This is a genomic window from Umezawaea beigongshangensis (genome assembly GCF_016464305.1).
GTDB lineage: Bacteria > Actinomycetota > Actinomycetes > Mycobacteriales > Pseudonocardiaceae > Umezawaea_A > Umezawaea_A beigongshangensis.
In genome coordinates this window covers 83,033-107,431 of the sequence record NZ_JAEIOJ010000010.1, presented here as the reverse complement: position 1 = coordinate 107,431, position 24,399 = coordinate 83,033, and the positions used below count along the sequence as shown (strand labels likewise).

Annotated in this window: 23 protein-coding genes; 16 read left to right on the top strand and 7 right to left on the bottom strand. The window is 71.1% G+C overall.

Going from position 1 to position 24,399, the window contains the following annotated elements:
- The first annotated feature begins 77 nt into the window (after positions 1–77).
- The 4 genes from IMZ35_RS23280 (at position 78) to IMZ35_RS23265 (ending at position 3,885) form a co-directional block, all read left to right on the top strand.
- Positions 78–374: an Rv0250c family protein gene (locus IMZ35_RS23280; RefSeq protein ID WP_199443295.1), complete on the top strand. Its 297-nt coding sequence runs from the start codon at positions 78–80 to the stop codon at positions 372–374.
- Between the two features lie 72 nt (positions 375–446).
- Positions 447–1,235, top strand: a complete 789-nt coding sequence (sdhC, locus tag IMZ35_RS23275; protein WP_199443294.1) for a succinate dehydrogenase subunit SdhC — start codon at positions 447–449, stop codon at positions 1,233–1,235.
- Positions 1,236–1,244: 9 nt separating this feature from the next.
- Complete coding sequence (locus IMZ35_RS23270) at positions 1,245–3,134, top strand: fumarate reductase/succinate dehydrogenase flavoprotein subunit (protein ID WP_199443293.1); 1,890 nt, start codon at positions 1,245–1,247, stop codon at positions 3,132–3,134.
- A gap of 1 nt (position 3,135) precedes the next feature.
- Positions 3,136–3,885: a succinate dehydrogenase/fumarate reductase iron-sulfur subunit gene (locus IMZ35_RS23265; RefSeq protein WP_199443292.1), complete on the top strand. Its 750-nt coding sequence runs from the start codon at positions 3,136–3,138 to the stop codon at positions 3,883–3,885.
- 72 nt (positions 3,886–3,957) lie between these two features.
- Here the strand turns inward: IMZ35_RS23265 and IMZ35_RS23260 are convergent, their stop codons facing one another.
- The 4 genes from IMZ35_RS23260 to IMZ35_RS23245 all read right to left on the bottom strand — a co-directional run bounded on the left by IMZ35_RS23260 (position 3,958) and on the right by IMZ35_RS23245 (position 7,226).
- Positions 3,958–4,827: an amino acid ABC transporter permease gene (locus IMZ35_RS23260; RefSeq protein ID WP_199443291.1), complete on the bottom strand. Its 870-nt coding sequence runs from the start codon at positions 4,825–4,827 to the stop codon at positions 3,958–3,960.
- Positions 4,824–5,471 carry an amino acid ABC transporter permease gene (locus IMZ35_RS23255; protein WP_199443290.1) on the bottom strand — a complete coding sequence of 216 codons (648 nt, stop codon included), beginning with the start codon at positions 5,469–5,471 and terminating at the stop codon, positions 4,824–4,826. Before IMZ35_RS23255 ends, IMZ35_RS23260 begins: the two co-directional genes overlap by 4 nt.
- 83 nt (positions 5,472–5,554) lie before the next feature.
- A complete protein-coding gene (locus IMZ35_RS23250; protein ID WP_199443289.1) occupies positions 5,555–6,439 on the bottom strand; it encodes a glutamate ABC transporter substrate-binding protein in 885 nt (294 codons plus the stop codon).
- A 58-nt stretch (positions 6,440–6,497) separates the two neighbouring features.
- Entirely contained in the window at positions 6,498–7,226 is a 729-nt protein-coding gene (locus IMZ35_RS23245; protein WP_199443422.1) for an amino acid ABC transporter ATP-binding protein, read from the bottom strand.
- 163 nt (positions 7,227–7,389) lie between these two features.
- Between IMZ35_RS23245 and IMZ35_RS23240 the strand changes: the two genes are divergently transcribed.
- Positions 7,390–8,088 carry a response regulator transcription factor gene (locus IMZ35_RS23240; RefSeq protein WP_199443288.1) on the top strand — a complete coding sequence of 233 codons (699 nt, stop codon included), beginning with the start codon at positions 7,390–7,392 and terminating at the stop codon, positions 8,086–8,088.
- Positions 8,089–9,468 carry a sensor histidine kinase gene (locus IMZ35_RS23235; RefSeq protein WP_199443287.1) on the top strand — a complete coding sequence of 460 codons (1,380 nt, stop codon included), beginning with the start codon at positions 8,089–8,091 and terminating at the stop codon, positions 9,466–9,468. It abuts the gene before it with no gap.
- 68 nt (positions 9,469–9,536) lie between these two features.
- On the opposite strand, the gene IMZ35_RS23230 is transcribed toward IMZ35_RS23235, so the two are convergent.
- Positions 9,537–10,481 carry a TAXI family TRAP transporter solute-binding subunit gene (locus tag IMZ35_RS23230; RefSeq protein ID WP_307868656.1) on the bottom strand — a complete coding sequence of 315 codons (945 nt, stop codon included), beginning with the start codon at positions 10,479–10,481 and terminating at the stop codon, positions 9,537–9,539.
- A gap of 56 nt (positions 10,482–10,537) precedes the next feature.
- Between IMZ35_RS23230 and miaB the strand changes: the two genes are divergently transcribed.
- A complete protein-coding gene (miaB, locus tag IMZ35_RS23225) occupies positions 10,538–12,019 on the top strand; it encodes a tRNA (N6-isopentenyl adenosine(37)-C2)-methylthiotransferase MiaB (protein WP_199443286.1) in 1,482 nt (493 codons plus the stop codon).
- Positions 12,016–12,504, top strand: a complete 489-nt coding sequence (locus tag IMZ35_RS23220) for an Rv2732c family membrane protein (RefSeq protein ID WP_307868655.1) — start codon at positions 12,016–12,018, stop codon at positions 12,502–12,504. Before miaB ends, IMZ35_RS23220 begins: the two co-directional genes overlap by 4 nt.
- A 49-nt stretch (positions 12,505–12,553) precedes the next feature.
- On the opposite strand, the gene IMZ35_RS23215 is transcribed toward IMZ35_RS23220, so the two are convergent.
- Positions 12,554–13,882, bottom strand: coding sequence for a DUF349 domain-containing protein (locus tag IMZ35_RS23215; RefSeq protein WP_199443284.1), 1,329 nt, complete (start codon positions 13,880–13,882; stop codon positions 12,554–12,556).
- Between the two features lie 182 nt (positions 13,883–14,064).
- Between IMZ35_RS23215 and IMZ35_RS23210 the strand changes: the two genes are divergently transcribed.
- The 5 genes from IMZ35_RS23210 to IMZ35_RS23190 all read left to right on the top strand — a co-directional run bounded on the left by IMZ35_RS23210 (position 14,065) and on the right by IMZ35_RS23190 (position 19,171).
- Positions 14,065–14,772 (top strand): class III extradiol ring-cleavage dioxygenase family protein, encoded by a 708-nt coding sequence (locus IMZ35_RS23210; RefSeq protein ID WP_199443283.1) that lies wholly within the window; start codon positions 14,065–14,067, stop codon positions 14,770–14,772.
- Positions 14,769–15,668: a tRNA (adenosine(37)-N6)-dimethylallyltransferase MiaA gene (gene miaA / locus IMZ35_RS23205; RefSeq protein WP_199443282.1), complete on the top strand. Its 900-nt coding sequence runs from the start codon at positions 14,769–14,771 to the stop codon at positions 15,666–15,668. The genes IMZ35_RS23210 and miaA overlap by 4 nt, the downstream gene beginning before the upstream one ends.
- A gap of 9 nt (positions 15,669–15,677) precedes the next feature.
- Entirely contained in the window at positions 15,678–16,490 is an 813-nt protein-coding gene (gene dapF, locus IMZ35_RS23200; RefSeq protein ID WP_199443281.1) for a diaminopimelate epimerase, read from the top strand.
- Positions 16,491–16,681: 191 nt separating this feature from the next.
- The gene (gene hflX / locus IMZ35_RS23195) at positions 16,682–18,133 is read left to right on the top strand and encodes a GTPase HflX (RefSeq protein WP_199443280.1); all 1,452 of its coding nucleotides are present in this window, start codon (positions 16,682–16,684) and stop codon (positions 18,131–18,133) included.
- Positions 18,134–18,136: 3 nt separating this feature from the next.
- Positions 18,137–19,171 carry an SdiA-regulated/phytase-like domain-containing protein gene (locus IMZ35_RS23190; protein ID WP_199443279.1) on the top strand — a complete coding sequence of 345 codons (1,035 nt, stop codon included), beginning with the start codon at positions 18,137–18,139 and terminating at the stop codon, positions 19,169–19,171.
- 4 nt (positions 19,172–19,175) lie between these two features.
- Here IMZ35_RS23190 and lexA read toward each other — a convergent pair whose 3' ends face one another.
- Positions 19,176–19,808 carry a transcriptional repressor LexA gene (lexA, locus tag IMZ35_RS23185; RefSeq protein ID WP_307868684.1) on the bottom strand — a complete coding sequence of 211 codons (633 nt, stop codon included), beginning with the start codon at positions 19,806–19,808 and terminating at the stop codon, positions 19,176–19,178.
- 296 nt (positions 19,809–20,104) lie between these two features.
- Here lexA and IMZ35_RS23180 point away from each other — a divergent pair, with 296 nt between their 5' ends.
- The 3 genes from IMZ35_RS23180 (at position 20,105) to IMZ35_RS23170 (ending at position 24,240) form a co-directional block, all read left to right on the top strand.
- Positions 20,105–20,614: a LysM peptidoglycan-binding domain-containing protein gene (locus IMZ35_RS23180; protein WP_199443277.1), complete on the top strand. Its 510-nt coding sequence runs from the start codon at positions 20,105–20,107 to the stop codon at positions 20,612–20,614.
- Positions 20,615–20,809: 195 nt separating this feature from the next.
- Positions 20,810–21,280, top strand: a complete 471-nt coding sequence (gene nrdR, locus IMZ35_RS23175) for a transcriptional regulator NrdR (RefSeq protein WP_199443276.1) — start codon at positions 20,810–20,812, stop codon at positions 21,278–21,280.
- 104 nt (positions 21,281–21,384) lie between these two features.
- On the top strand, positions 21,385–24,240 hold the full coding sequence (locus IMZ35_RS23170) for a vitamin B12-dependent ribonucleotide reductase (protein WP_199443420.1): 2,856 nt from the start codon (positions 21,385–21,387) through the stop codon (positions 24,238–24,240).
- The last annotated feature ends 159 nt before the right edge of the window (positions 24,241–24,399 follow it).

Here is a 24,399-nt window from a genome sequence, read left to right as displayed (position 1 = left end):
TCCTTGTCACAAGGTCCTTTTCGCGGCAGAGTCGTGGGGCGAAACCAGAGGCGCACCGCTCATCCGGAGGTGCTCGCATGACGTCCACGGAGATCGTGGAACTGCGCAGGACGATCGGCCAGCTCAGGCAGTGCGTGGCCGCGCTGCGCGGGCGCTACGGGGACGTGGCCGCGGTGCAGCGGCTCGCCAACGACGTGGAGCGCACGGACATCGACGCGGCGGAACTCGCGGACCTCGACAGCACGCCGAGGCAGCGCGAGGCGCCGCGGATCGAGCGCGAGGTCGTCGTCGTGTCGGACACGCCGTACGACCCGAAGCTCTGGCAGGACGCGGACGACGAGGGTCTGGGCGGTTACCACCGCCCCCGCGGCTGACATTCCCCGCCCGGGAACCGGGCGGGACGCACCGACGCTCGCACCACGACGACGTGGAACCGAGGTGGATCGATGACGGCCGGTCAGGACGCGCGCGGCAGGGCGGAGATCGGGGCGCGCACGCTGCGCACCGACCGCTGGTGGCTGCAGTCCGCGCTCACGGCGGCGGCACTGGGGGCGTTCGTCGTGTACGCGACGTTCCGCGCCTTCGCGAACACCGCCTACTACAGCGCGCCCTACGTGTCGCCGTTCTACTCGCCGTGCCTCGCCGCGAACTGCCTGCCCGGCTCCGGCGAGCTGCACCTGGTGGGGCAGTGGTGGACGCTCTCGCCCGCGCTGCTGATCCTGGTGTTCCCGCTGGGGTTCCGGATGACCTGCTACTACTACCGCAAGGCGTACTACCGGGCGTTCTGGGCGTCGCCACCGGCCTGCGCGGTCGCCGAGCCGCACGCGAGGTACTCGGGCGAGACGCGCTTCCCGCTGATCCTCAACAACGCGCACCGGTACTTCTTCTACGCCGGTCTGGTCTTCAACGTGATCCTCACCTACGACGCCGTGATCGCGTTCCGCGACGCCGACGGCGAGTGGGGGCACGCCGGACTCGGCACGCTGGTGCTGCTCGCGAACGCCGCGCTGCTCTGGCTGTACTCCCTGTCGTGCCACTCGTGCCGCCACGTCGTCGGCGGTCGTCTCAAGCACTTCTCCCGGCACCCGCTGCGCTACCGCGCGTGGACGTGGGTGTCGAAGCTCAACGGCCACCACATGCGCTGGGCGTGGCTGTCGCTGTTCTCCGTGGCCTTCGCGGACCTCTACGTCTCGCTCGTGGCGAGCGGCACCATCACCGATCCCCGCTTCTTCTAGAGGAGTTCCATGCCCGAGCTGGAGCGGCACGAGTTCGACGTCCTGGTGATCGGTGCCGGGGGCGCGGGCCTGCGGGCCGCGATCGAGGCGCGCGAGCACGGCGTGCGCACGGCCGTGGTGTGCAAGTCCCTGTTCGGCAAGGCGCACACGGTGATGGCGGAGGGCGGCATCGCCGCGGCGATGGGCAACGCCAACGCGAGCGACGACTGGCGGGTGCACTTCCGCGACACGATGCGCGGCGGCAAGTTCCTCAACAACTGGCGCATGGCCGAGCTGCACGCCCGCGAGGCGCCGGACCGCGTGTGGGAGCTGGAGACCTACGGCGCGCTGTTCGACCGCACCGCCGACGGCCGGATCAGCCAGCGCAACTTCGGTGGCCACGAGTACCCGCGACTCGCGCACGTCGGCGACCGCACCGGGCTGGAGCTGATCCGCAGCCTCCAGCAGAAGGTCGTGTCGTTGCAGCAGGAGGACTTCGCGCGGACCGGCGACCACGAGTCGGCGCTGCGGGTGTTCGCCGAGTGCACCGTGACGGACCTGCTGCTCGACGGCGACCGGATCGCGGGCGCGTTCGGCTACTGGCGCGAGTCGGGCAGGTTCGTGCTGTTCACAGCCCCCGCGGTGATCCTCGCGACCGGTGGCATCGGCAAGTCGTTCAAGGTCACCTCGAACTCCTGGGAGTACACCGGCGACGGCCACGCCCTCGCGCTGAGGGCGGGGGCGTCGCTGATCAACATGGAGTTCGTGCAGTTCCACCCCACGGGGATGGTCTGGCCGCCGAGCGTGAAGGGCATCCTCGTCACCGAGTCCGTGCGCGGCGACGGCGGCGTGCTGCGCAACTCCGAGGGCTCGCGGTTCATGTTCGGCTACGTGCCGAGCGTCTTCAAGGACAAGTACGCCGACGACGAGGCCGAGGCGGACCGCTGGTACGCCGATCCGGAGAACAACCGCAGACCCCCCGAGCTGCTGCCCCGCGACGAGGTGGCGCGCGCCATCAACTCCGAGGTGAAGGCCGGTCGCGGCTCCGAGCACGGCGGCGTCTTCCTCGACGTGTCGACGCGGCTGCCCGCGGAGGAGATCGAGCGCCGCCTGCCGTCGATGCACCACCAGTTCAAGGAGCTGGCCGACGTCGACATCACGGCGGAGCCGATGGAGGTCGGACCGACCTGCCACTACGTGATGGGCGGGGTGGAGGTCGACCCCGACACCGCGGCCTCGTCCGTGCCCGGCCTGTTCGCCGCCGGTGAGGTCTCCGGAGGGATGCACGGCTCGAACCGGCTCGGCGGCAACTCGCTGTCCGACCTGCTGGTGTTCGGCCGCCGGGCCGGAGCGGGAGCCGCCGAGTACGTGCGGACGCTTACCACCCGGCCCGTGCCGCCGGAGCAGGCGCTGGCCGCCGCCGAGCACACCGCCCTGGTGCCGTTCTCCGGTGCGAGCGGCGAGAACCCGTACACGCTGCACGTCGAGCTGCAACAGGCGATGAACGACCTGGTCGGCATCATCCGCACGGCCGGTGAGATGGAGCGGGCGCTGGAGCGCCTGGCCGAGCTGCGCCGCCGCGCCGAGGCGGTGACCGTCGAGGGGCACCGGCAGTTCAACCCCGGCTGGCACCTCGCGCTGGACCTGCGGAACATGCTGCTGGTCAGCGAGTGCGTCGCCCGCGCGGCGCTGCTGCGCACGGAGAGCCGCGGCGGCCACACCCGCGACGACCACCCGCGGATGGACCCGGACTGGCGGCGCACCCTCCTGGTCTGCCGGGCCACCGCCGACGGCGTGACGGTGACCGAGCAGCCGCAGGTCCCCATCAGGGACGACCTGCTGGCGCTGTTCGAGCACACCGAGCTGCAGAAGTACCTCACGGGCGACGAGCTGACCGGGCGCAGCGGAACGGGGAGCTGAGATGGGCTACCAGGGCAGGTTCCGGGTGTGGCGCGGTGACGCGGACGGCGGCGAGCTGCGCGACTTCACCGTCGAGGTCAACGAGGGCGAGGTCGTGCTCGACGTCGTCCACCGCATCCAGGCGACGCAGGCACCCGACCTCGCCGTGCGGTGGAACTGCAAGGCGGGCAAGTGCGGCTCCTGCTCGGCGGAGATCAACGGCCGCCCGCGTCTGCTGTGCATGACGCGCATGTCGGTCTTCACCGAGTCGGAGACCGTGACGGTCACCCCCATGCGCGCGTTCCCGGTGATCCGCGACCTCGTGACCGACGTGTCGTTCAACTACGAGAAGGCCCGCGAGGTCCCCTCGTTCAGCCCGCCGGAGGACCTCGCGCCGGGCGACTACCGGATGAGCCAGGTCGACGTGGCGCGCTCGCAGGAGTTCCGCAAGTGCATCGAGTGCTTCCTGTGCCAGGACACCTGCCACGTGGTGCGCGACCACGAGGAGAACAAGGCGTCCTTCGCCGGACCGCGCTTCCTGATGCGCGTGGCGGAGCTGGAGATGCACCCGCTGGACACGGCCGACCGGGTGGACGCCGCGCAGTCCGCGCACGGCCTGGGAATGTGCAACATCACCAAGTGCTGCACCGAGGTGTGCCCGGAGCACATCAAGATCACCGACAACGCCCTGATCCCGATGAAGGAACGCGTCGCGGACCGCCGCTACGACCCGGTGGTGTGGCTCGGCGACAAGATCTTCCGCCGCCGCTGATCCACCCCTGTCGCGTTCGAGGGGCGCCTCCCCGGACACGGGAAGACGCCCCTCGAACGCGGAACGGTCGAGCTAGATCGTGCTGTCGCCGACGAGGACCGTCTCCTCGGCCTTCTTGGTGTCGATGTGCGCCACCTTCGAGCTGCGGCGGTTGCGCTTCTCCAGGTACGTGGCGAGCCACGTCAGGAGCAGGCAGGTGGCGATGTACATGACCGCCACCACGATCGTCACCGGCACGAAGGGACGGCTGAACTCCAGCGAACCACCGAGATTCTTCGCGTAGTACAGCAGTTCCTCGTAGGTGATGATGAAGCCCAGCGCCGTGTCCTTGAGCAGCACCACGAGCTGGCTGATGATCGTGGGCAGCATCGCGCGCAGCGCCTGCGGCAGCAGCACCAGGACCATCACCTGCGTCTTGCGCATCCCCAGCGCGTACGCGGCCTCGCTCTGCCCGCGCGGCAGCGACAGGATGCCCGCGCGGAACACCTCGGCGAGCACCGAGCCGTTGTAGAGGATCAAGCTGATCACGACCACCACGAACGGCGTCATCTTCACGCCGATGGTCGGGAAGCCGAAGTACAGCAGGAACATCATGATCAGCAGCGGCACGGCGCGGAAGAACTCCACGATCGCGGTCGCCGGGGCGCTGAAGAACTTGTGGTCCGACAGCCGGGCCGTCGCGAAGACCGCGCCGAACAGCAGAGCGCCGACCGCGGCGACCGCGAACGCCTGGAGCGTCGCGAGGTAGCCCTCCAGCAAGCCGATCTGGATGGCCTCGTACTGGAGCCACTCCCACTTCTTCGCGGTGAACTGCCCGCTGTCGTAGAAGCGGTACAGCACGAACGCGATCAGCGCGAGCAGCCCGAGGGTGCCGACGACCGCCATGGCCCGGTGCCGGGTCCGCGCCTTGGGGCCGGGGACGTCGAACAGGACGGAAGTCATCGGGCGACGCTCCAGCGCTTCTCGAGGCTGCGCTGCAGCAGCGTCAGCGGGATCACCAGGACGACGAAGAAGACCGCGACCCAGGCGAGACCGGCGAGGAGGTCCTCACCCTGCTCCGACAGGCTGTAGCTGATGGAGCCGGCCTCGGCCACGGAGAAGCCCGCGGCGATCGTGGTGTTCTTCAGCAGTGCGATCAGCGTGCTCACCAGCGGGGGGACGACCGAACGCACGGCCTGCGGGAGCACCACGTTCGACAGCATCTGCGAGAAGGTCAGTCCGAGGGCGCGGGACGCCTCGGCCTGTCCGACGGGAACGGTGTTGATGCCCGAGCGGACGACCTCGCAGATGAAGGCCGAGGTGTAGAGCGTCAGCGCCACCGCCGCAGCGGGGAAGGGCTCCAGCTGCAGGATCTTCAGCAGCGGGTACGCGAAGAGGAAGAAGAAGAACACGAGGGTCAGCGGCGTGTTGCGCAGCAGGGTGACGTACGTGGTGGCGGCCGCCCGGAGCACCGGGACGGGGCTCACCCGCAGCATCGCCAGGAACGTTCCGAGCACCAGCGAGCCGATCGCCGAGAAGAAGAACAGCTGGATCGTGGTGCCGAACGCCCGCAGGTAGAGGTCGATGTTGTTGGTAAGGACGCTCATCGGTTTCCTCGCCGGGGGATGATGGGGGTGTGGCCGGTGACCCCGTGCCGTTCCACGAGATCACCGGCCACACGATCAGCCGATCAGTAGCGGTCGATGGTCGGCTTGGTGGCCGGCGAACCCGACTTGCCGAGCGTCGCGTCGTAGATCTTCTGCCACGTGCCGTCGTCCAGCGACGCCTGCAGGACGTCGTTCACCTTGTCGCGCAGCGCCTTGTCGTCCTTCGGCAGGCCGATGCCGTAGGGCTCCTCGGAGAACGTCTTGCCGACGACCTTGTACTTGCCCTCCTCGGCGGCGGCGTAGCCCTTGAGGATCGCGTCGTCGGTGGTGACGGCGTCGACGGCGCCCTCGTCCAGCTTCGCGACGCACTGCGAGTAGTTCTGGAACTCGGTGATCTTGTCGGTCAGGCCCTGGTCCTTGACCCGCTTGATCGGGGTGGAGCCGGTGGCCGAGCAGACGTTCTTGCCCTTGAGGGTCTCCGGGCCGGTGATGTCGGTGTTGTCGGCCTTGACCAGCAGGTCCTGACCGGCGACGAAGTACGGTCCGGCGAAGGAGATCTTCTCCTTGCGGCCGTCGTTGATCGTGTAGGTGCCGACGTAGTAGTCGACGTCACCGTTGATGATCGCCTGCTCGCGACCGGCGGACGGGATCGCCTTGTACTCGATCTTGTCCTCGCCGTAGCCGAGCTGCGCGGCGACCAGCTTGGCGACCTCGACGTCGAAACCGCTGTACTTGTTGGTCGTCGGGTCCTTGTAACCGAGGCCCGGCTGGTCCTCCTTGACGCCGATGACGACCTTGCCGCGGGCCTTGATGGCGTCGAACGTGGGCGAACCGTCCACGGACACGTCGGCGGCGACGGACTGCGACGGGGCCGCCTGACCGGAGTCGGTCGGGGTGCCCTCCTTGCCACACGCGCTCAGGGCGAGGCCGCCTGCCAGCAGCACCATCGCAAGGGTGCGAACCCTCATCGTCTGACTCCTGCTCTGTTGTCGGCAGCGCTCGCGCGAGCGCCGCAGTTCGGGAACTTCAGTGCGTCAGGATCTTGCCGAGGAAGTCCTTCGCGCGGTTGGACTTCGGCGCGGAGAAGAACTCGGTGGGCGTGGAGTCCTCCACGACCTCGCCGTCGGCCATGAAGATCACGCGGTCGGCCGCCTTGCGGGCGAAGCCCATCTCGTGGGTGACCACGAGCATGGTCATGCCCTCGGAGGCCAGCGTGGTCATCACGTCGAGCACCTCCTGCACCATCTCGGGGTCGAGTGCGGAGGTGGGCTCGTCGAACAGCATCACCTTCGGGTTCATCGCGAGCGCGCGGGCGATGGCCACCCGCTGCTGCTGACCGCCGGAGAGCTGTGCGGGGAACTTCTCGGCCTGGTTCGCGATCCCGACGCGCTCGAGCAGCTCCATGGCCTTCTTGCGCGCCTCCGAGGTGGAGGTCTTGCGGACCTTCACCGGGGCCAGCATGACGTTGTCGACGATGCTCTTGTGCGCGAACAGGTTGAACGACTGGAACACCATGCCCACGTCGGCACGCAGGCGAGCGAGCTGCTTGCCCTCCGACGGGAGGGGCTGACCGTCGACCTCGATGGTTCCGGAGTCGATGGGCTCCAAGCGGTTGATCGTGCGGCACAGCGTCGACTTGCCGGAGCCGGACGGGCCCAGCACCACGACGACCTGGCCCTTGGGAACTTCGAGCTCCACGTTCTTCAGAACGTGGAGGGGCCCGAAGAACTTGTCCACGCCCGCCATCCGGATCATCGGCGGCGCCTGAGCGGGGGAAGTCATCCAGTCCTCCATTGGGGGGTCGTCGGCGATGGCCGAAAAGCTAGGTGTGAATGACCACACCAGTCCAGGTGATTGAGCAAGACTTAGGGTCTCAACTCTGTCACAGGTCAGCTGGACGTATTCGGGAGGGACCGTCGTGCGGGTTCTGCTCGTCGAGGACGACGACCGCGTCGCAGAAGCGCTGGTCCCGGCGTTGACGCGGAGAGGATTCACCGTCGATCGCCAGGCCACCGGTCGGGGGACGCTCGACCGGCTCGCGGGGGTCGACGTCGTGCTGCTCGACCTGGGTCTGCCCGATGTGGACGGAGTGACGCTGTGTCGCAGCATCAGAGCTGCGAGTGACGTGGCGATCATCGTCGTGTCGGCGCGGGGCGAGATCGACGACCGCATCCTCGGGCTGCACGCGGGGGCGGACGACTACCTGGTCAAGCCCTACGACGTGGGAGAACTGGTCGCGCGGGTGCACGCCGTGCGCCGGCGCAGGGGCGACCCGGTGGGGGTCGGCGGGACGGGCACCGAGGTGTTCGAGGTGGCCGACGTGCGCGTCGACCTGGGCCGGCACGAGGTCACCGTGGCGGGTGACACCGTCGCGCTGTCGCGCAAGGAGTTCCAGGTGCTCGCCCTCGTCATGGCCGCGGGCGGGGCCGTGTGCACCAGGGAGCGCATCCTCGCCGAGGTGTGGGGCAGGACCTGGTCCGGCGCCAACCGCACCCTGGACGTGCACGTGGCGACGCTGCGCACCAAGCTCGGCAGGCCGTCGCTGCTGGAGACGGTGCGCGGCGTCGGGTACCGGCTGGGCAACGCCTCGGTCGCGGCGAGCGGGGGCGGGGAGTAGATGCGTTCCCGCCTGCTCGGCATCGTGCTGTCGCTGGTCGTGCTGGTCCTGCTCGGCATGGGGCTGCCGCTGGGGCGCGGCGTGGCGTCGGCGGAGCAGCAGGAGATGTTCCTGGACCGGCTCACCGACACCAACCGCTTCGCCTCGATCGCGCAGCGGCCGCTGAACTACGACCAGCCGTCGCTGCTCGTGCCCGAGTTCCAGCGCTACGACGAGCTGTACGGGATCGCGGTCGCCGTCGTCGACGGCGACCGCAAGCTCCTGGCGGCGTCCCGCTCCGCTGTGGACCTCACGTCACCCGAGGTCGGAGACCTGCTCAGCGGCGCTCTCGTCGGGCGGCTGCCGTCGTCCCCGCCGCTGTTCATGCCCTGGGACGACGACCTGCTGATCCTCGCCGAGCCCGTGCTCGTCGAGGGAGAGGTCCGCGGCGCCGTCCTGACCTACTCGCCGACGGACTCGACCCGCGACGAGGTGCTGCTGTGGTGGGTGCTGCTGCTGGCCGCCAGCGCGTGCGTGCTGGCGCTGGCCGTGCTCGCCGCGCTGCCCGTGGTGCGCTGGACGCTGGGCCCGGTGCGCCGGCTCGACGACGCCACCGGCGCGCTGCTGGCCGCCGTCGTGTCGGGACGGCCGGTGCAGCCGGTGGGCGCGGACAGCGGACCGCCGGAGCTGCGGCAGCTCAGCCGCTCGTTCGACCAGATGGCGGCCAACGTCGCCGACGTGCTGGCCGCCCAGCGCGCGTTCGTCGCCGACGCCTCCCACCAGCTCCGCAACCCGCTCACGGCGCTGAAGCTGCGCCTGTCCAACCTGGAGGGCCACGTCGACGGCGAGGGCGAGGTGCACCAGGTCGCCGCGCTCGGCGAGGCCGACCGGCTCAACCGCATCCTCGACGAGCTGCTGGCGATGGCGCGCGCGGAGTCCAGTTCCGTCGACCCGGTGGTGGTGGACGTGGACCGCGCCGTGGCGGGCCGGCTGACCGCGTGGCAGCCCGCGGCGGCGGCCAAGGACGTGCACCTGGTGCTCGACGGCGAGCCCGGCGGCACGGCGCTCGCTCCGCCCCGCGGAGTGGACGCGGTGCTCGACGCGCTGCTGGACAACGCCCTGAAGTTCACCGAGGAGGGCACGCTGATCGACGTCGACGTGCGCCGCCGCGACGGAGTCGTCCGGCTGTCGGTGCGCGACCACGGGCCCGGTCTCGCCGCCGAGGAGCTGGACCGCGCCACGGACCGCTTCTGGCGCAGTCCGGCGCACCAGAACGTTCCGGGATCGGGATTGGGGCTGTCGATCGTGCGGCAGATCGTGGAGCGCGTCGACGGCTCGATCCGAGTGGAAAGTCCGGACGACGGGGGATTGCGAATCGTCGTGGAAATTCCGGCCGTGTGACGATCGGAATAATTCCGTTCGCGATTCGGGTCCGCGCTGGAATTCGGCGCGGACCCGAAGCGGTCCCGTCAGACCTTCGCCCCCCGGTAGTGGGCCATCGCGCCGGGGTGCAGCGGCACGGGCGTGGTCTCCACCGCGGCCCGCGGTTCGATGGACCTCGCGACCTCGCTCGCCGCCACCAGCTGCGGCTGCGCCTGGAACAGGCCGCGCACCAGCGCCTCGGCCACGTCGTCCGGCATCGCGTCCGTGACCAGCAGGAAGTTCCGCACCACCAGCGTCTCCACCGGCCCGCCCGGCAGGCCGTAGGCGGAGGCGGGCAGCGTCGCCCACCCGTACTCCGGGTACTGCTCGCGCAGCTGGGGCAGCACGTCGCCCAGGTCCAGCATCCGCAGGCCCAGCGACTCCGACAGGGCCGTGATGCCGCTCGTCGGCACGCCCCCGGACCAGAAGAACGCGTCCAGCCTGCCCTCGCGCATCTCCAGCAGCGAGTCGTCCAGCCCCAGGCGGGTCGTCACCAGGTCGGTCTCCGGGGACATGCCCGCCGACGCCAGCAACCGCTCCGCGATCAGCTCCACGCCCGAGGTGGGAGACCCGATCGACACCCGCAGGCCCCTCAGGTCGGTCAGCTTCCGCGCGGGCAGGTCGGAGCGCACCACGAGCTGGAGGTAGTCGTCGTGCATCCTGGCCAGCGCCCGCAGCTGCCGCGGCCCCCCGCCGTCCTCGCGCGTCGCCGCGTCGGCCGCCGAGAACGCCACGTCCGCCTGCCCGGTCCGCAGCCGCCGCAGGTTGTCCACCGAGCCGTTGGTGGCCACCACCTGCGGGTGCGCGATCCCCAGCTGCGCGGTCCAGGCGTCGGCGAGGGCGCCGCCCAGCCGGTAGTAGACGCCCTGGAGGCTGCCCGTGGCGACGGTCAGCTTGACGTCGTCGAAGTCGCCTCCGCAGCCGCTCAGGGTCATGGCGGCGAGAGCCAGCACGGCGCCCGCGGCGTGAACTCTTCTCAGGACTCCCGGCACCTGCGCATCGTCGCACGTCGGCGTTCTACCCTTGTAGCGATGAAAGGGTGGTTGCAGTGACCCGCAGTTACCAGATCCGCACGTTCGGTTGTCAGATGAACGTGCACGACTCCGAGCGGCTGGCCGGACTGCTGGAGGATGCGGGCTACGCCCCGGTTTCCGGTGACGACGCTCCCGACCTCGTCGTGTTCAACACCTGCGCCGTGCGGGAGAACGCCGACAACAAGCTCTACGGCACCCTCGGCCACCTCGCCCCGGCGAAGCGGGCGAACCCCGACATGCAGATCGCCGTCGGGGGCTGCCTCGCGCAGAAGGACCAGCGCGCCGTCGTCGACCGCGCGCCCTGGGTCGACGTCGTGTTCGGCACCCACAACATCGGCTCGCTGCCGGTGCTGCTGGAGCGCGCCCGGCACAACCAGGAGGCGCAGGTCGAGATCCTCGACTCGCTGGAGACCTTCCCCTCCACGCTGCCCGCCCGCCGCGACTCCGCCTACTCGGGCTGGGTGTCGGTGTCGGTCGGCTGCAACAACACCTGCACCTTCTGCATCGTCCCGTCGCTGCGCGGCAAGGAGAAGGACCGCCGCCCCGGCGAGGTCCTCGCCGAGGTGCGGGCGCTGGCCGAGGAGGGCGTGCTGGAGGTGACGCTGCTCGGGCAGAACGTCAACTCCTACGGCGTCGAGTTCGGCGACCGCCTCGCCTTCGGCAAGCTGCTCCGGGCGTGCGGCGGGATCGACGGCCTGGAGCGCGTGCGGTTCACCTCGCCGCACCCGAAGGACTTCACCGAGGACGTCATCGCCGCGATGGCCGAGACGCCCACCGTCTGCCACCAGCTGCACATGCCGCTCCAGTCCGGCTCCGACCGGGTGCTCAAGGAGATGCGCCGCTCCTACCGGACGGGCAAGTACCTGGGCATCCTGGAGAAGGTCCGCGAGGCCATGCCGGACGCGGCCATCACCACCGACATCATCGTCGGCTTCCCCGGTGAGACCGAGGAGGACTTCCGGGCGACGCTCGACGTGGTCCGCGAGGCCCGCTTCTCCAGCGCCTTCACGTTCCAGTACTCCAAGCGCCCCGGCACCCCCGCGGCCTCGCTGCCCGACCAGTTGCCCAAGCAGGTCGTGCAGGAGCGCTACGACCGGCTCGTGGCGTTGCAGGACGAGATGTCCCACGTGCTCAACCTGGAGCAGGTCGGGCGGCGCGTGGAGCTGCTCGTGGCCAGCGGGGAGGGCCGCAAGGACGCCGAGACGCAGCGCATGAGCGGCCGCGCGCGCGACGGCCGGCTCGTGCACTTCACCCCACTGGGTGACGCCGTGGACGGTGCCGTGCGGCCCGGCGACGTGGTGGAGACCGTCGTGACCTACGCCGCGCCGCACAACCTCCTCGCCGACGGGAAGCTGCTGTCCCACCGGCGCACGAAGGCCGGTGACCGCGTGGAGGCCGGCATCCGCCCGAAGACCGCCGGTGTCACGCTGGGGCTGCCGTCGTTCGGCGCACCGCGCGCCGAGCCCGTCGCGGTCGGGGGGTGCTCGGCGTCGTGAGCCAGGAGCCGGAGGACGTGGCGGGACTGCGCGCCGAGATCGACCAGGTGGGCCGCTCGGCCGCCCGGCGCGTCGACCCCGGTCCCGGCGCCCTGGTCATCGCGATCACCGTGCTGGTGATCATGGTGGCCTTCGTGCTGCCCTGGGTGGGCGCCGCGCGCGGCTACGACGTGCTGCTGGGGCAGGTGCCCACCGGCGTGGACGTGGGCCTGCTGCCGAGGGTGTTCGCCTGGACCGCGGTGGGCGTCGGCGTGCTGCTGACCGCGCTGACCCTCGTGCTCCAGCGGTGGGTGCTCGCCTGGACGTGCACCCTGGGCTGCTTCGCGGGCTCCGTCGCGGGCGTGCTGTCGATCTGGTCGACCCAGACCACGACCAGCCACCTGCCCGGTCCCGGCCCCGGCGCCGGCCTGGTCCTCGCCGTGGTCGGCGTGGTCGTGCTCCTGGTGCGCTGGGTGAAGCTGGCCGCCTCCCGCTCCGGCCTCTGACGCGTCCGGTCCGGTCCGCTCCCCGCGGACCGGACCGGACACCCCGCTCCTAGCGGCTGGAGACGGCCTGCTCGGCCGCGGCGAGCCACTCGCGCCACTGCGTGGCCTGCGCCTCGGCCTGCTCGGCCCTGCGCCGGTCACCCGCGGCACGGGCCTTCTCGGCCTGCGCCTCGAACTGCTCGACCCGCTCGCGGAACTGCGCGACGCGCGCCTCGGCCTCCGGGTCCGACCGGCGCCACTGGGCGTCGACCGCGCCGCGGACCCGCTCCTCGATCGCCCGGAGCTTGCCCTCCAGCTCGCGCACCCGCTCCCGCGGGACCTTGCCGATCGCGTCCCAGCGCTCCTGGATGCGGTAGAGCTGCTGACGCGCCGTCTCCAGGTCGGAGGTCGGGTCGATCTGCGCCGCCTCGGCGAGCAGGTCCTCCTTCAGCTTCGCGTTCTCGGCGAATTCCGCGTCGCGCTCGTTGAACGCCTCGGACCGCTTCGCGAAGAACGCGTCCTGCGCCGCGCGGAAGCGCTGCCACAGGGCGTCGTCGGCCTCCTTGGGAGCGCGACCGGCGGCCTTCCACTCGACCATGAGGTCCTTGTAGCGACCCGCCGTGGGACCCCAGTCGTCGGAGTCGACGAGCTTCTCCGCCTCCTCGACCAGCTCCTGCTTGCGACTCTTCGCCACGCCGCGCTGGCGGTCGAGGTCCGCGAAGTGGGAGCCGCGCCGCCGGTTGAACGCGTCGCGCGCCTTGGAGAACCGTCGCCACAGCTGCTCGTCGGTCTTGCGGTCGACGCCCCGGACGGTCTTCCACTCGTCCAGGATCGCCCGCAGCCGGTCACCCGTGGTCTTCCACTGGGTGGACTCGTTCGCCAGCGTCTCGGCCTCTTCGACCAGGGCCTGCTTGCGCGCCACCGACTCATGCCGCGCGGCCTCCTTGGCCTCCTTCGCCTTCTCCAGCCCCTCGGCGGCCCTGGCGAGCACGAACTCGACGCGTCGGGACAACGCCTCGAGGTCGCCGACGACGGCAGCGTCGGCCAGGCTCTCCTGGACGTGCTTCGCGCTGGTCATGGCGTGCTTCGGGTCACCGGCGCCGGTCGACAGGCGACTCACCAGGAGTTCGACCTCGGTGCGGACGTCGTCGAACCGGCGCGCGAAGTGCGCGAGGCCCTCGGCGGGCTCACCGGCCTGCCAGGAACCGACGACGCGCTCGCCGTCGGCGGTCTTCACGTAGACCGTGCCGTCCGCGTCCACGCGGCCCCAGCGTTCGGGGTGGTCCGACGCCACGGGAACCGCCACCGCCGCGGGTGTCCCCTCCTGCCGCGCTCCTGCGACCACCGATCCAGTGCCGACCTCGGCCTGGTCCTCCGGTGTGGTGTCGTGCTCCGTCATCGCCGGCTTCCTCCTCGCCTGCCCACTTCGTGGTGCCCGTGCCAACCACGGGCGCCCCGCCGCCGGCGGGGCCCAGCACCCGGTACCTCGACTGCTCGGCAGTCCCCAGTACCCCGCGCGCATTCAAACAGGTCAGAGCTCGCCTCGGTACTCCGCATCGGCAGTCGGTAGCGTGGCCGGTCGTGATCTCCCGCGTCGCGGTGGTGCCGCACCCACCGCTGCTCGTCCCCGAACTGACCTCCGGAGCCGCCGCCGAGACGGAGCCGCTGCGCGCCGCGTGCCTCGCCGTGGCCGGGGAACTCGCGGCGTCGGCGACCCGCTGGGTGGCCGTCGCGGCCGACGCCGGCGGCCCGGCGCACCACACCGCGGAGGCCACCGGCAGCTTCCGCGGCTTCGGGGTCGACGTGCGCGTCTCGCTGTCCGGCGGGACCGGCGGCGACCCGCGACCGCTCCCGCTGCCCGTGCTGATCGCGGGCTGGCTGCGCGAGCGGGCCGGCGCCGACACCGTCGAGGTGGCCCTCGTGCCCCCCGGCCTGCCCGCCGACGAGTGCGCGGCCGCCGGTCGCGCGCTGGCCGCGTCCGCGTCCGGTCCGGTGGGGCTGCTCGTCCTCGGCGACGGGTCGAGCCGGCACGGGGAGAACGCCGTGGGCAGGCCGGACGACCGGGCCGCGGCCTACGACGCCGCTGTCCACGCCGCACTCGCCGCCGCCGACCCCGAGGCGCTGCTGCGGCTCGACGCCGACCTCGGCGCCGAGCTGGGCGCGGCGGGCAGGGCGGCGTGGCAGGTGCTGGCCGGTGCCGTGGGCGACACGCCGTGGCGCTGCGACCTGGCCGAGTTCCTGGCGCCGTTCGGCGTGGGCTACCACCTGGCGCTGTGGAGCAGGCCGTGAGGCCCGTCGTGGTGGTCGGTCCCACCGCCACCGGCAAGTCCGACCTCGGCGTGCGGCTCGCCCTGGAGCTGGACGGCGAGGTGGTCAACGCCGACGCGATGCAGCTCTACCGCGGCATGGACGTCGGCACGGCGAAGGTGACCGCCGAGGAGCGGCGCGGCGTGCCGCACCACATGCTCGACGTGCTGGACGTGACCGAGACGGCCTCGGTCGCCGCCTACCAGCGGCACACCCGCGCGCTGGTGGACGAGCTGCTCGCCGCCGGACGCACTCCCGTGCTGGTCGGCGGCTCCGGGCTCTACGTCCAGGCCGTCCTCGACGACCTGCGCTTCCCCGGCACCGACGAGGCGATCCGGCTGCGCCTGGAGGCCGAGCTCGCGTCGAGCGGCCCGGCGGCGCTGCACGAGCGCCTGGCGCGGGTGGACCCGGCGGCGGCGCTCGCGATCCTGCCCGGCAACGGCCGCCGCATCGTGCGCGCCCTGGAGGTCGTCGAGCTGACCGGCGAGCCGTTCTCCGCGAACCTCCCCGTGCCGGGGCCGCCGCGCTGGGACGCCCTGATCGTCGGCGTCGACCGCGACGCGGCCGAGCTGGACCGGCGGGTGGACGAGCGCGTGCGGCGCATGTTCGCCGCCGGACTCGTCGACGAGGTCGGGGCCCTCGCCGAGCGCGGCCTGCGGGAGGGGCGCACGGCGTCCCGCGCCCTCGGCTACCAGCAGGTGCTCGCCGCCCTGGACGGCGACGGCGACCTGGCGGCGGCCGAGGAGGAGACGGCGCGGGCCACCCGGCGCTTCGTGCGCAGGCAGCGGTCCTGGTTCCGGCGCGACCGCAGGACGACGTGGTTCGACGGCGGTGCTCCCCGGCTGGTCGAGGAGGTGCTGGCCCTGCTCACCCCGTAATCTGTGGCCGTGGGTGGAGTGGAGTTCGTCAAGGGGCACGGCACCGAGAACGACTTCGTCGTGCTGCCGGACCCGGCCGGTGCGCTGGAGCTGACCGACGCGCGCGTGCGGGCGCTGTGCGACCGCCGCCGGGGCATCGGCGCCGACGGTGTGCTGCGGGTCGTGCGGGACGAGGACGACCGGTCGAAGTGGTTCATGGACTACCGCAACGCCGACGGCTCGATCGCCGAGATGTGCGGCAACGGCGTGCGCGTCTTCGCCCGCTACCTCGTCGACGCGGGCCTGGTCGACTCGACCGAGTTCGTCATCGGCACCAGGGGAGGCGACCGGTCCGTGGTGGCGCGCCCCGACGGGGACGTGACCGTCGGCATGGGCCCGGTGCGGGTGTTCGGCACGTCGGCGGCCGACCTCGGCGGCGGCAGCTTCCCCGGCGTGGCCGTGGACGTCGGCAACCCCCACCTCGCCTGCGTCACCGGAGTCGACGTGGGCGAGCTGGACCTCGACGTGGCGCCCGGCCACGACCGCGCGCTGTTCCCGCACGGCGTGAACGTCGAGTTCGTCAACGTCACGGGCGCGAACGCGCTGCGGATGAGGGTGCACGAGCGCGGCGTCGGCGAGACCCGCTCCTGCGGCACCGGCACCGTCGCCGCCGTCGCGTCCTGGCTGCACGGCCGGGGCGTCGCGACCGGCACCGCGACCGTGGACGTGCCGGGGGGACGGGTGACCGTGGTGATCGGCGACGAGGACAGCACGCTGACCGGTCCCGCCGTGCTGGTGGCCGGGGGCGAGCTGGACGAGACCTGGTGGAACAGCTGGTCCTGAGCCGCCCGGACGCTCGTGCGCCGGGCCGATCCACCCGGTCGCGCGGAACTAAACAGCGGGTCGCGAGCGTTGACAGAAGTGCTGGCCGCGAAGCCGACCGACCCCGGTGAGAGCGAGGAAGTCGTCCTCGCGACTCGTCCGGGTGATAACCACTCGGACGGACGAGCGGAACATGGGACCATGAAGGGCACATGACGGAAAACACGTTCTACCTCGACGACAGCGACGACCGGGTGAACGAGGACGCGGTCTCGACCGGTGATCTCGCGCTCGCTGAACGCGCGGCCCTGCGCAGGGTCGCCGGCCTCTCGACGGAACTCGAAGACGTCACCGAGGTCGAGTACCGGCAGCTCCGGCTGGAGCGGGTCGTGCTCGTCGGTGTGTGGACCGAGGGCACCGCCGCGGAGTCCGAGGCGTCCCTGGCCGAGCTGGCACTGCTCGCCGAGACGGCGGGCTCGGAGGTCCTGGAGGGCCTGGTCCAGCGGCGCGACCGGCCCGACCCGGCCACGTACATCGGTTCCGGCAAGGTGGCCGAGCTGCGCGACGTGGTCATCGCGACCGGCGCCGACACGGTCATCTGCGACGGCGAGCTCTCGCCCGGTCAGCTGCGTCAGCTGGAGGAGAAGCTGAAGGTGAAGGTGGTCGACCGGACCGCGCTGATCCTCGACATCTTCGCCCAGCACGCCAGCTCCAAGGAGGGCAAGGCGCAGGTCGAGCTGGCCCAGCTCCAGTACCTCATGCCGCGACTGCGCGGCTGGGGCGAGTCGCTGTCCCGGCAGGCCGGTGGTCGTGCCGGCGGCGGCAGCGGCGGTGTGGGTCTGCGCGGTCCCGGTGAGACCAAGCTGGAGACCGACCGGCGGCGCATCCGCGCCCGCATCTCCAAGCTGCGTCGCGAGATCGCGGCGATGAGCGTCATCCGGGTCACCAAGCGCGGTCGCCGCACCGCCAACGAGGTGCCCAGCGTCGCCATCGCCGGGTACACCAACGCGGGCAAGTCGAGCCTGCTCAACGCGCTGACCGGCGCGGGTGTGCTGGTGGAGGACGCGCTGTTCGCGACCCTCGACCCGACCACCAGGCGCACCGCGACCCCGGACGGCCTGCCCTACACGCTGACCGACACCGTCGGCTTCGTCCGGCACCTGCCGCACCAGCTGGTCGAGGCGTTCCGCTCCACGCTGGAGGAGGTCGCCGACGCCGACCTGCTCGTGCACGTCGTGGACGGCTCGGACGGCATGCCGGAGAAGCAGGTGACGGCCGTGCGCGAGGTGATCTCCGAGATCACCGAGCGGCGCGACGAGCCGATGCCGCAGGAACTGCTGGTGATCAACAAGATCGACGCGGTGGGCGACCTGGGCCTGGCCCGGCTGCGCCACCTGTTCCCGCAGGCGCTGTTCGTGTCCGCCCACGGCGGTCAGGGCATCGAGGAGCTGCGGGAGCGCATCGCCGATCTGATCCCCCACCCGGACGTGGTCGTGGACGCGCTCGTCCCGTACGCGCGTGGTGAGATCGTGGCCAGGGTGCACCGCGAGGGCGAGATCATCTCCGAGCGGCACACCGAGGTCGGCACCCAGCTCAGCGCTCGGGTGCGCGGCGACCTCGCGAGCGTGCTGGAGCAGTTCGCGACCGACGGAAGCCTCGCCTGAGACGTGGTCGGCACCTCTCTCGCGGTCGTGGTCCTGACGGCCGGGTTCGCGCTCGCGGACCCGGCCGTTCCCGTCGACCTGTGCTCCGTGAGCGATCCGGGCCTGGCCGAGCTGTCGGGGTTCGCCTCCGACGGCGACCGCTGGTACGCGATCAACGACAGCGACGAGGGCTCCGTCGCCGTGCAGGTGCTGAACCGCTCCTGCGAGGTGGTGGACACGATCACGTCACCGGTCAACCCGTTCGACGTCGAGGACCTGGCCCGCGCGCCCGACGGCACGCTCTGGCTGAGCGACACCGGTGACAACGGGCGCACCCGCGAGACGATCGCCCTGCACGAGGTGAGCCCCTCGGGCGGTTCGCGGTTCTACCGGCTGACCTACCCCGACGGCGCGCACGACGCCGAGGCGCTCCTGCTGGACCGTTCGGGCACCCCGTACGTGGTGACCAAGGAGCCGATCGGCTCCGCCCTGGTCTACCGCCCCGCGGGGCCGCTCGTGGCGGGCACGACGGCGCCGATGGAGAAGGTCGGCTCGGTGTCCCTGGACAGCACGGACACGCCGGGAGGGCCGGTGTCCGGCCTGGTGGGGTCGCGCGTGGTGACCGGGGGAGCGGTGAGCGCCGACGGTGCCGTCGCGGCCCTGCGGACCTACACCGACGCCTACCTGTTCCCGGTGCCCGACGGCGACCTGGTGACCGCGCTGAAGTCCGATCCCGTGCGGGTGCCGCTGCCCGACGAGCCGCAGGGCGAGGCGGTGGCGTTCGAGCCGGACGGCACGCTGCTGTCGGGGTCCGAGTCGCGCAACGGCGTGCCGGGCGTGGTCCGCGCCGTCGAGGGTGCCGCCGCGCTGGCCGCGTCACCGCCGCCGCAGACCACGACCGCGTCCCCGCCGCCCGCGGCGACGGAGGAGGCTGCCCCGGCCGCGGAGCCGAGCACGCGGGCGCCGCTGCACGTGTGGCCGGTCGTGGGAGCGTTCGCCGCGGTGACGGGCTGCGTCGTCTACCTCGTGCGCCGCCCGCGCCGTTCACGCCGCCGCTGAGCGGTCAGAGGCGGCGCATGACGGCGACGACCTTGCCCAGGACGGTCGCCTCGTCGCCCAGGATGGGTTCGTAGGCGTCGTTGTGCGGCATCAGCCACACGTGGTCCTCGCGCCGCTTGAAGGTCTTCACGGTCGCCTCGCCGTCGATCATCGCCGCGACGACGTCGCCGTTGTCGGCGGTCGGCTGCTGGCGGACGACGACCCAGTCGCCGTCGGTGATGGCGGCGTCGACCATCGAGTCGCCGACGACCTTCAGCAGGAACAGCTCGCCCTCGCCGACGATCTCCCTGGGCAGGGGGAACACGTCCTCGATCGACTCCTCGGCCAGGATCGGCCCACCGGCGGCGATCCGGCCCACCATCGGCACGTAGGCCGGGGTCGGCTTCGAGGAGGGGTTGAGGCCCGCGTCGATCTCGGTCGGCAGCACGCCCACGGCGCGCGGCCGGTTGGGGTCGCGGCGCAGGTAGCCCTTGCGCTCCAGAGCGCGCAGCTGGTGCGCGACGGAGGAGGTGGAGGTGAGGCCGACCGCCTCGCCGATCTCGCGCACGCTGGGCGGGTAGCCGAAGCGGTCGAGCCAGTCCCTGATGACGTCGAGCACCTTGCGCTGACGCAGGGTCAGACCGGCGTTCCCGGCGATCTCGCCGGGCTCGGGGAACGCACGCCCGCCGGCCCCGGCGCCGTCGGCGTCCGCCACTCGGTCCTCGGTGGTCTTGCGTGCCACGGTGCTTCCTCCTCACCGGTCCCGCGTCGAGGCCGGCTGTTGATCGTTCTTCGCGTTCGACGGTAGTCGCCACGTACGCGCATATCAAACACCTGTTCGAAGTAAACACCGGCGTGTCCTGGCCCTCTCCCGGCCGCTGGTGGTAAAAACTCGCACGTACGTTCGATCGAACACGTGTTCGATCTTGCTCGTCGACCTGCGACGGAGGCGTCATGGCGGTACTCGTCGGCACTCGTTCCAGCTTCGAACTGATCGACTGCGCCGGTGCCGCGGACCTGCCTCCGAGCGGGGGCATCCGTCCCGGCCCGCGCGTGTTGCGCCGCTTCGAGGTCGGCGAGACGCGCCGTCCGGTGGGCAGGCCCGCCGCCGCGCCGGTGGTGCCCCGCCGGACCGAGCCGGTCTCCTGCGAGATCCGCCCGCACGCCGTGTCGCGCTGGGAGCTGCTCGCCCTCGGTCTGCTGGCCGCCCTCACCGTCCTGTGCCTCGGGCTGGTGTACGTCAACGCCGGGAACGAGCCCGACGCCACCGTGCCGGAGCGGACGGTCCTCGTGCGCGTCCAGCCGGGCGAGTCCGTGTGGTCCCTGGCGGAGAGGTGGGCGCCCGGCAGCGACACGGCCGCCGTCGCCTCCCGCATCGTCGAGATGAACGACCTGCGCGACTCGCGGGTCGCTCCGGGTCAGCCGCTGGTGGTCCCGGACGGTCTCACCGACGCCTCTCGGTGATCGTTCGTAGCCCTTCGTAGATGTGACGCACCAACGGGCGACACGGCCGTTCTAGATTTGCCATGTGTTGCGTTCCGGCCTAGGTTCTACCCCTACATCTAGTGGTCACATCGACGGAAGCAGTCCACAGGTTGTGGGTAACCCGACCGGCAGGACTGTTGCGGTCGATGCTGCCCTCGGGGAGGGGGAGCAGGCGTGCGTTGTCCGTTCTGTCGGAATTCGGACTCTCGTGTGGTGGATTCTCGCGAGGCCGACGAGGGACAGGTCATCCGCCGCCGTCGTTCCTGCTCCCAGTGCGGCCGCCGGTTCACCACCGTCGAGGAGGCGATCCTCGCGGTGGTCAAGCGCTCCGGTGTGACCGAGCCGTTCAGCCGGGACAAGGTGGTCCTCGGCGTGCGCAGGGCCTGTCAGGGCCGTCCGGTGGACGACGACGCCTTCCAGCTGCTCGCGCAGCGCGTGGAGGAGTCCATCCGCTCCACGGGGTGCGCCGAGATCCCGAGCAACGAGGTCGGGCTGGCCATCCTGGGACCCCTGCGCGAGCTCGACGAAGTCGCCTACCTGCGCTTCGCGAGCGTCTACCGCTCCTTCTCGTCCGTCGAGGACTTCGAGAAGGAGATCTCCGATCTTCGCACGGCCAAGACGGGCGAGGCGCCGGCGTCGGACTGACGCCCGGCGCCGACGGCCCACCGGCCGCATCGCGACAGCACAAGCACGGACCGCATCGGACGGGGAGCTCGGACGTGGCCGTGCAGAAAAACTACGAGGGAGACATGACCGAGACCGTCGGCGCCACAGCCAAGAAGTCAGCACCGCGCAGCAGCGCGGGGGGAAAGCAGCAGCGCGAGACGCTGAAGGTGCAGCGGGTCTACACCACCGAGGGCGTGCATCCCTACGACGAGGTGACCTGGGAGCACCGCGACGTGGTGATGACCAACTGGCGCGACGGCACGGTGAACTTCGAGCAGCGCGGCGTGGAGTTCCCGTCGTTCTGGTCGATCAACGCGACCAACATCGTCACCAGCAAGTACTTCCGCGGCGCGGTGGGCACGCAGCAGCGCGAGAGCAGCCTCAAGCAGCTCATCGACCGCGTGGTGAAGACCTACGTGGCCGCCGGTGTGAAGCACGGCTACTTCGCCACCGACGCCGACTCGGTGATCTTCGAGCACGAGCTCACCTGGATGCTGCTGCACCAGGTGTTCAGCTTCAACTCCCCGGTCTGGTTCAACGTCGGCACGAGCTCCCCGCAGCAGGTCAGCGCCTGCTTCATCCTCGCCGTCGACGACACGATGGAGTCGATCCTCAACTGGTACCGCGAGGAGGGCCTCATCTTCAAGGGCGGCTCCGGCGCCGGTCTGAACCTCTCCCGCATCCGGTCGTCCAAGGAGCTGCTGTCCTCGGGCGGCACCGCGTCCGGCCCGGTCTCCTTCATGCGGGGCGCCGACGCCTCCGCCGGGACCATCAAGTCCGGTGGCGCGACCCGCCGCGCGGCGAAGATGGTCGTCCTCGACGTCGACCACCCCGACGTGGAGGAGTTCATCGAGACGAAGGCGCGCGAGGAGGCGAAGATCCGCGTCCTGCGCGACGGCGGCTTCGACATGGACCTGGGCGGCAAGGACATCGTGTCCGTGCAGTACCAGAACGCCAACAACTCCGTCCGCGTCTCCGACGAGTTCATGCACGCCGTGGAGTCCGGCGGCGACTTCGGCCTGCGCTCGCGGCAGACCGGTGAGGTCATCGAGCGCGTCGAGGCCAAGGGCCTGTTCCGCAAGCTCGCGAAGGCCGCCTGGGAGTGCGCCGACCCCGGCATCCAGTACGACGACACGATCAACGACTGGCACACCGCGTCGGAGACCGGCCGCATCACCGCGTCCAACCCGTGCTCGGAGTACATGCACCTGGACAACTCCAGCTGCAACCTCGCCTCGCTGAACCTGATGAAGTTCCTCGGCGACGACGGCACGTTCGACGCGAAGACCTTCGCGAAGGCCGTCGAGATCATCATCACCGCGATGGACATCTCGATCTGCTTCGCCGACTTCCCGACCCCGGCGATCGGCGAGACCACCCGCAAGTTCCGCCAGCTGGGCATCGGCTACGCCAACCTGGGCGCGCTGCTGATGGCGACCGGCCACGCGTACGACTCCGACGGCGGCCGCGCGCTGGCCGCGACGATCACCTCGCTGATGAACGGTGTCGCCTACCGGCGTTCCGCCGAGCTGGCGGGCATCGTGGGCGCGTACGAGGGCTACGCCCGCAACGAGATCCCGCACAAGCGCGTCATGCGCAAGCACGCCGCCGCGAACGACCTGATCCGCACCCTGCACGCCAACGACGTGCAGGTGCACGCCGTGGCGACGCAGGCGTGGCAGGAGGCGCTGGAGATCGGCGCCCGCAACGGCTGGCGCAACGCCCAGGCCAGCGTGCTCGCCCCCACGGGCACCATCGGCCTGATGATGGACTGCGACACCACCGGCATCGAGCCCGACCTGGCGCTGATCAAGTTCAAGAAGCTCGTCGGCGGCGGCTCCATGCAGATCGTCAACCAGACGGTGCCGCGCGCGCTGAAGTCCCTGGGCTACCAGGACGAGCAGGTCGAGGCCATCGTCGAGCACATCGCCGAGCACGGCAACGTCGTGGACGCCCCCAGCCTGCGCCGGGAGCACTACGAGGTCTTCGACTGCGCGATGGGCGAGCGCGCCATCGCCCCGATGGGCCACGTCCGGATGATGGCGGCCGTGCAGCCGTTCCTGTCCGGCGCGATCTCCAAGACGGTCAACATGCCGGAGACGGCGACCGTCGAGGAGGTCGAGGAGATCTACTTCCAGGGCTGGAAGATGGGCCTCAAGGCGCTCGCGATCTACCGCGACAACTGCAAGGTCGGCCAGCCGCTGTCGGCGGGCAAGGGCGCCAACAACGGCACCGAGGCCAAGACCGAGACGGTCGTGGAGTACCGCCCGGTCCGCAAGCGCCTGCCGAAGAAGCGCCCGAGCCAGACGGTGTCGTTCACCGTGGGCGGCGCGGAGGGCTACCTGCACGCGGGCTCCTACCCCGACGACGGTCTCGGCGAGATCTTCGTCAAGCTCGGCAAGCAGGGCTCGACGCTGGCCGGCGTGATGGACGCGTTCTCGATGTCGATCTCCGTGGGTCTGCAGTACGGCATCCCGCTGGAGTTCTACGTCTCGAAGTTCCAGAACCTGCGCTTCGAGCCCGCCGGCATGACCGACGACCCGGACGTGCGGATCGCCACCAGCGTGCTGGACTACCTGTTCCGCCGCCTGGCGCTGGACTACCTGCCGGTGGAGAAGCGCGCCCAGCTCGGCATCTACACCGCCGACGAGCGCTCCGCCCAGGTCGCCAACGAGTACGGCGGCGGTGCGGACGTGGACCTGGAGGGTCTGCGCACGACCGTGGACGCGGCGGCGACCCCGACCAGCGCCGCGGTGGAGGTCCCGAAGGCCGCTCCCGCGAAGCAGGACCCGCACGTGGGCAGCTCCACCGAGCTGCTGGAGCTGCACCTGGGCAAGGCCGCCGACGCGCCGCTGTGCATGACCTGCGGCACGAAGATGCGCCCGGCCGGTTCCTGCTACCTGTGCGAGGGCTGCGGCTCCACCTCCGGGTGCAGCTGATCGCCAGCGCCTCCAGCGGATGAAGTGCCCGGTCGGAGCCGGGGCGACGGTCGTCGCCCCGGCTCCGCCGTGTCCGCTCCCGGTGCGGCTGGGCACGTCGTGCGCCTGACGCGCCCGGCCGGGACGTCGAGCGCCCGATCCGCGCCACGGTGAGCGGGA

Bases quoted from the DNA above. Each gene is read 5' to 3' on its own strand.
- IMZ35_RS23280 (WP_199443295.1), top strand. From the start codon at position 78: ATGACGTCCACGGAGATCGTGGAACTGCGCAGGACGATCGGCCAGCTC.
- sdhC (WP_199443294.1), top strand. From the start codon at position 447: ATGACGGCCGGTCAGGACGCGCGCGGCAGGGCGGAGATCGGGGCGCGC.
- IMZ35_RS23270 (WP_199443293.1), top strand. From the start codon at position 1,245: ATGCCCGAGCTGGAGCGGCACGAGTTCGACGTCCTGGTGATCGGTGCC.
- IMZ35_RS23265 (WP_199443292.1), top strand. From the start codon at position 3,136: ATGGGCTACCAGGGCAGGTTCCGGGTGTGGCGCGGTGACGCGGACGGC.
- IMZ35_RS23260 (WP_199443291.1), bottom strand. From the start codon at position 4,827: ATGACTTCCGTCCTGTTCGACGTCCCCGGCCCCAAGGCGCGGACCCGG.
- IMZ35_RS23255 (WP_199443290.1), bottom strand. From the start codon at position 5,471: ATGAGCGTCCTTACCAACAACATCGACCTCTACCTGCGGGCGTTCGGC.
- IMZ35_RS23250 (WP_199443289.1), bottom strand. From the start codon at position 6,439: ATGAGGGTTCGCACCCTTGCGATGGTGCTGCTGGCAGGCGGCCTCGCC.
- IMZ35_RS23245 (WP_199443422.1), bottom strand. From the start codon at position 7,226: ATGATCCGGATGGCGGGCGTGGACAAGTTCTTCGGGCCCCTCCACGTT.
- IMZ35_RS23235 (WP_199443287.1), top strand. From the start codon at position 8,089: ATGCGTTCCCGCCTGCTCGGCATCGTGCTGTCGCTGGTCGTGCTGGTC.
- IMZ35_RS23215 (WP_199443284.1), bottom strand. From the start codon at position 13,882: ATGACGGAGCACGACACCACACCGGAGGACCAGGCCGAGGTCGGCACT.
- hflX (WP_199443280.1), top strand. From the start codon at position 16,682: ATGACGGAAAACACGTTCTACCTCGACGACAGCGACGACCGGGTGAAC.
- IMZ35_RS23180 (WP_199443277.1), top strand. From the start codon at position 20,105: ATGGCGGTACTCGTCGGCACTCGTTCCAGCTTCGAACTGATCGACTGC.
- IMZ35_RS23170 (WP_199443420.1), top strand. From the start codon at position 21,385: ATGACCGAGACCGTCGGCGCCACAGCCAAGAAGTCAGCACCGCGCAGC.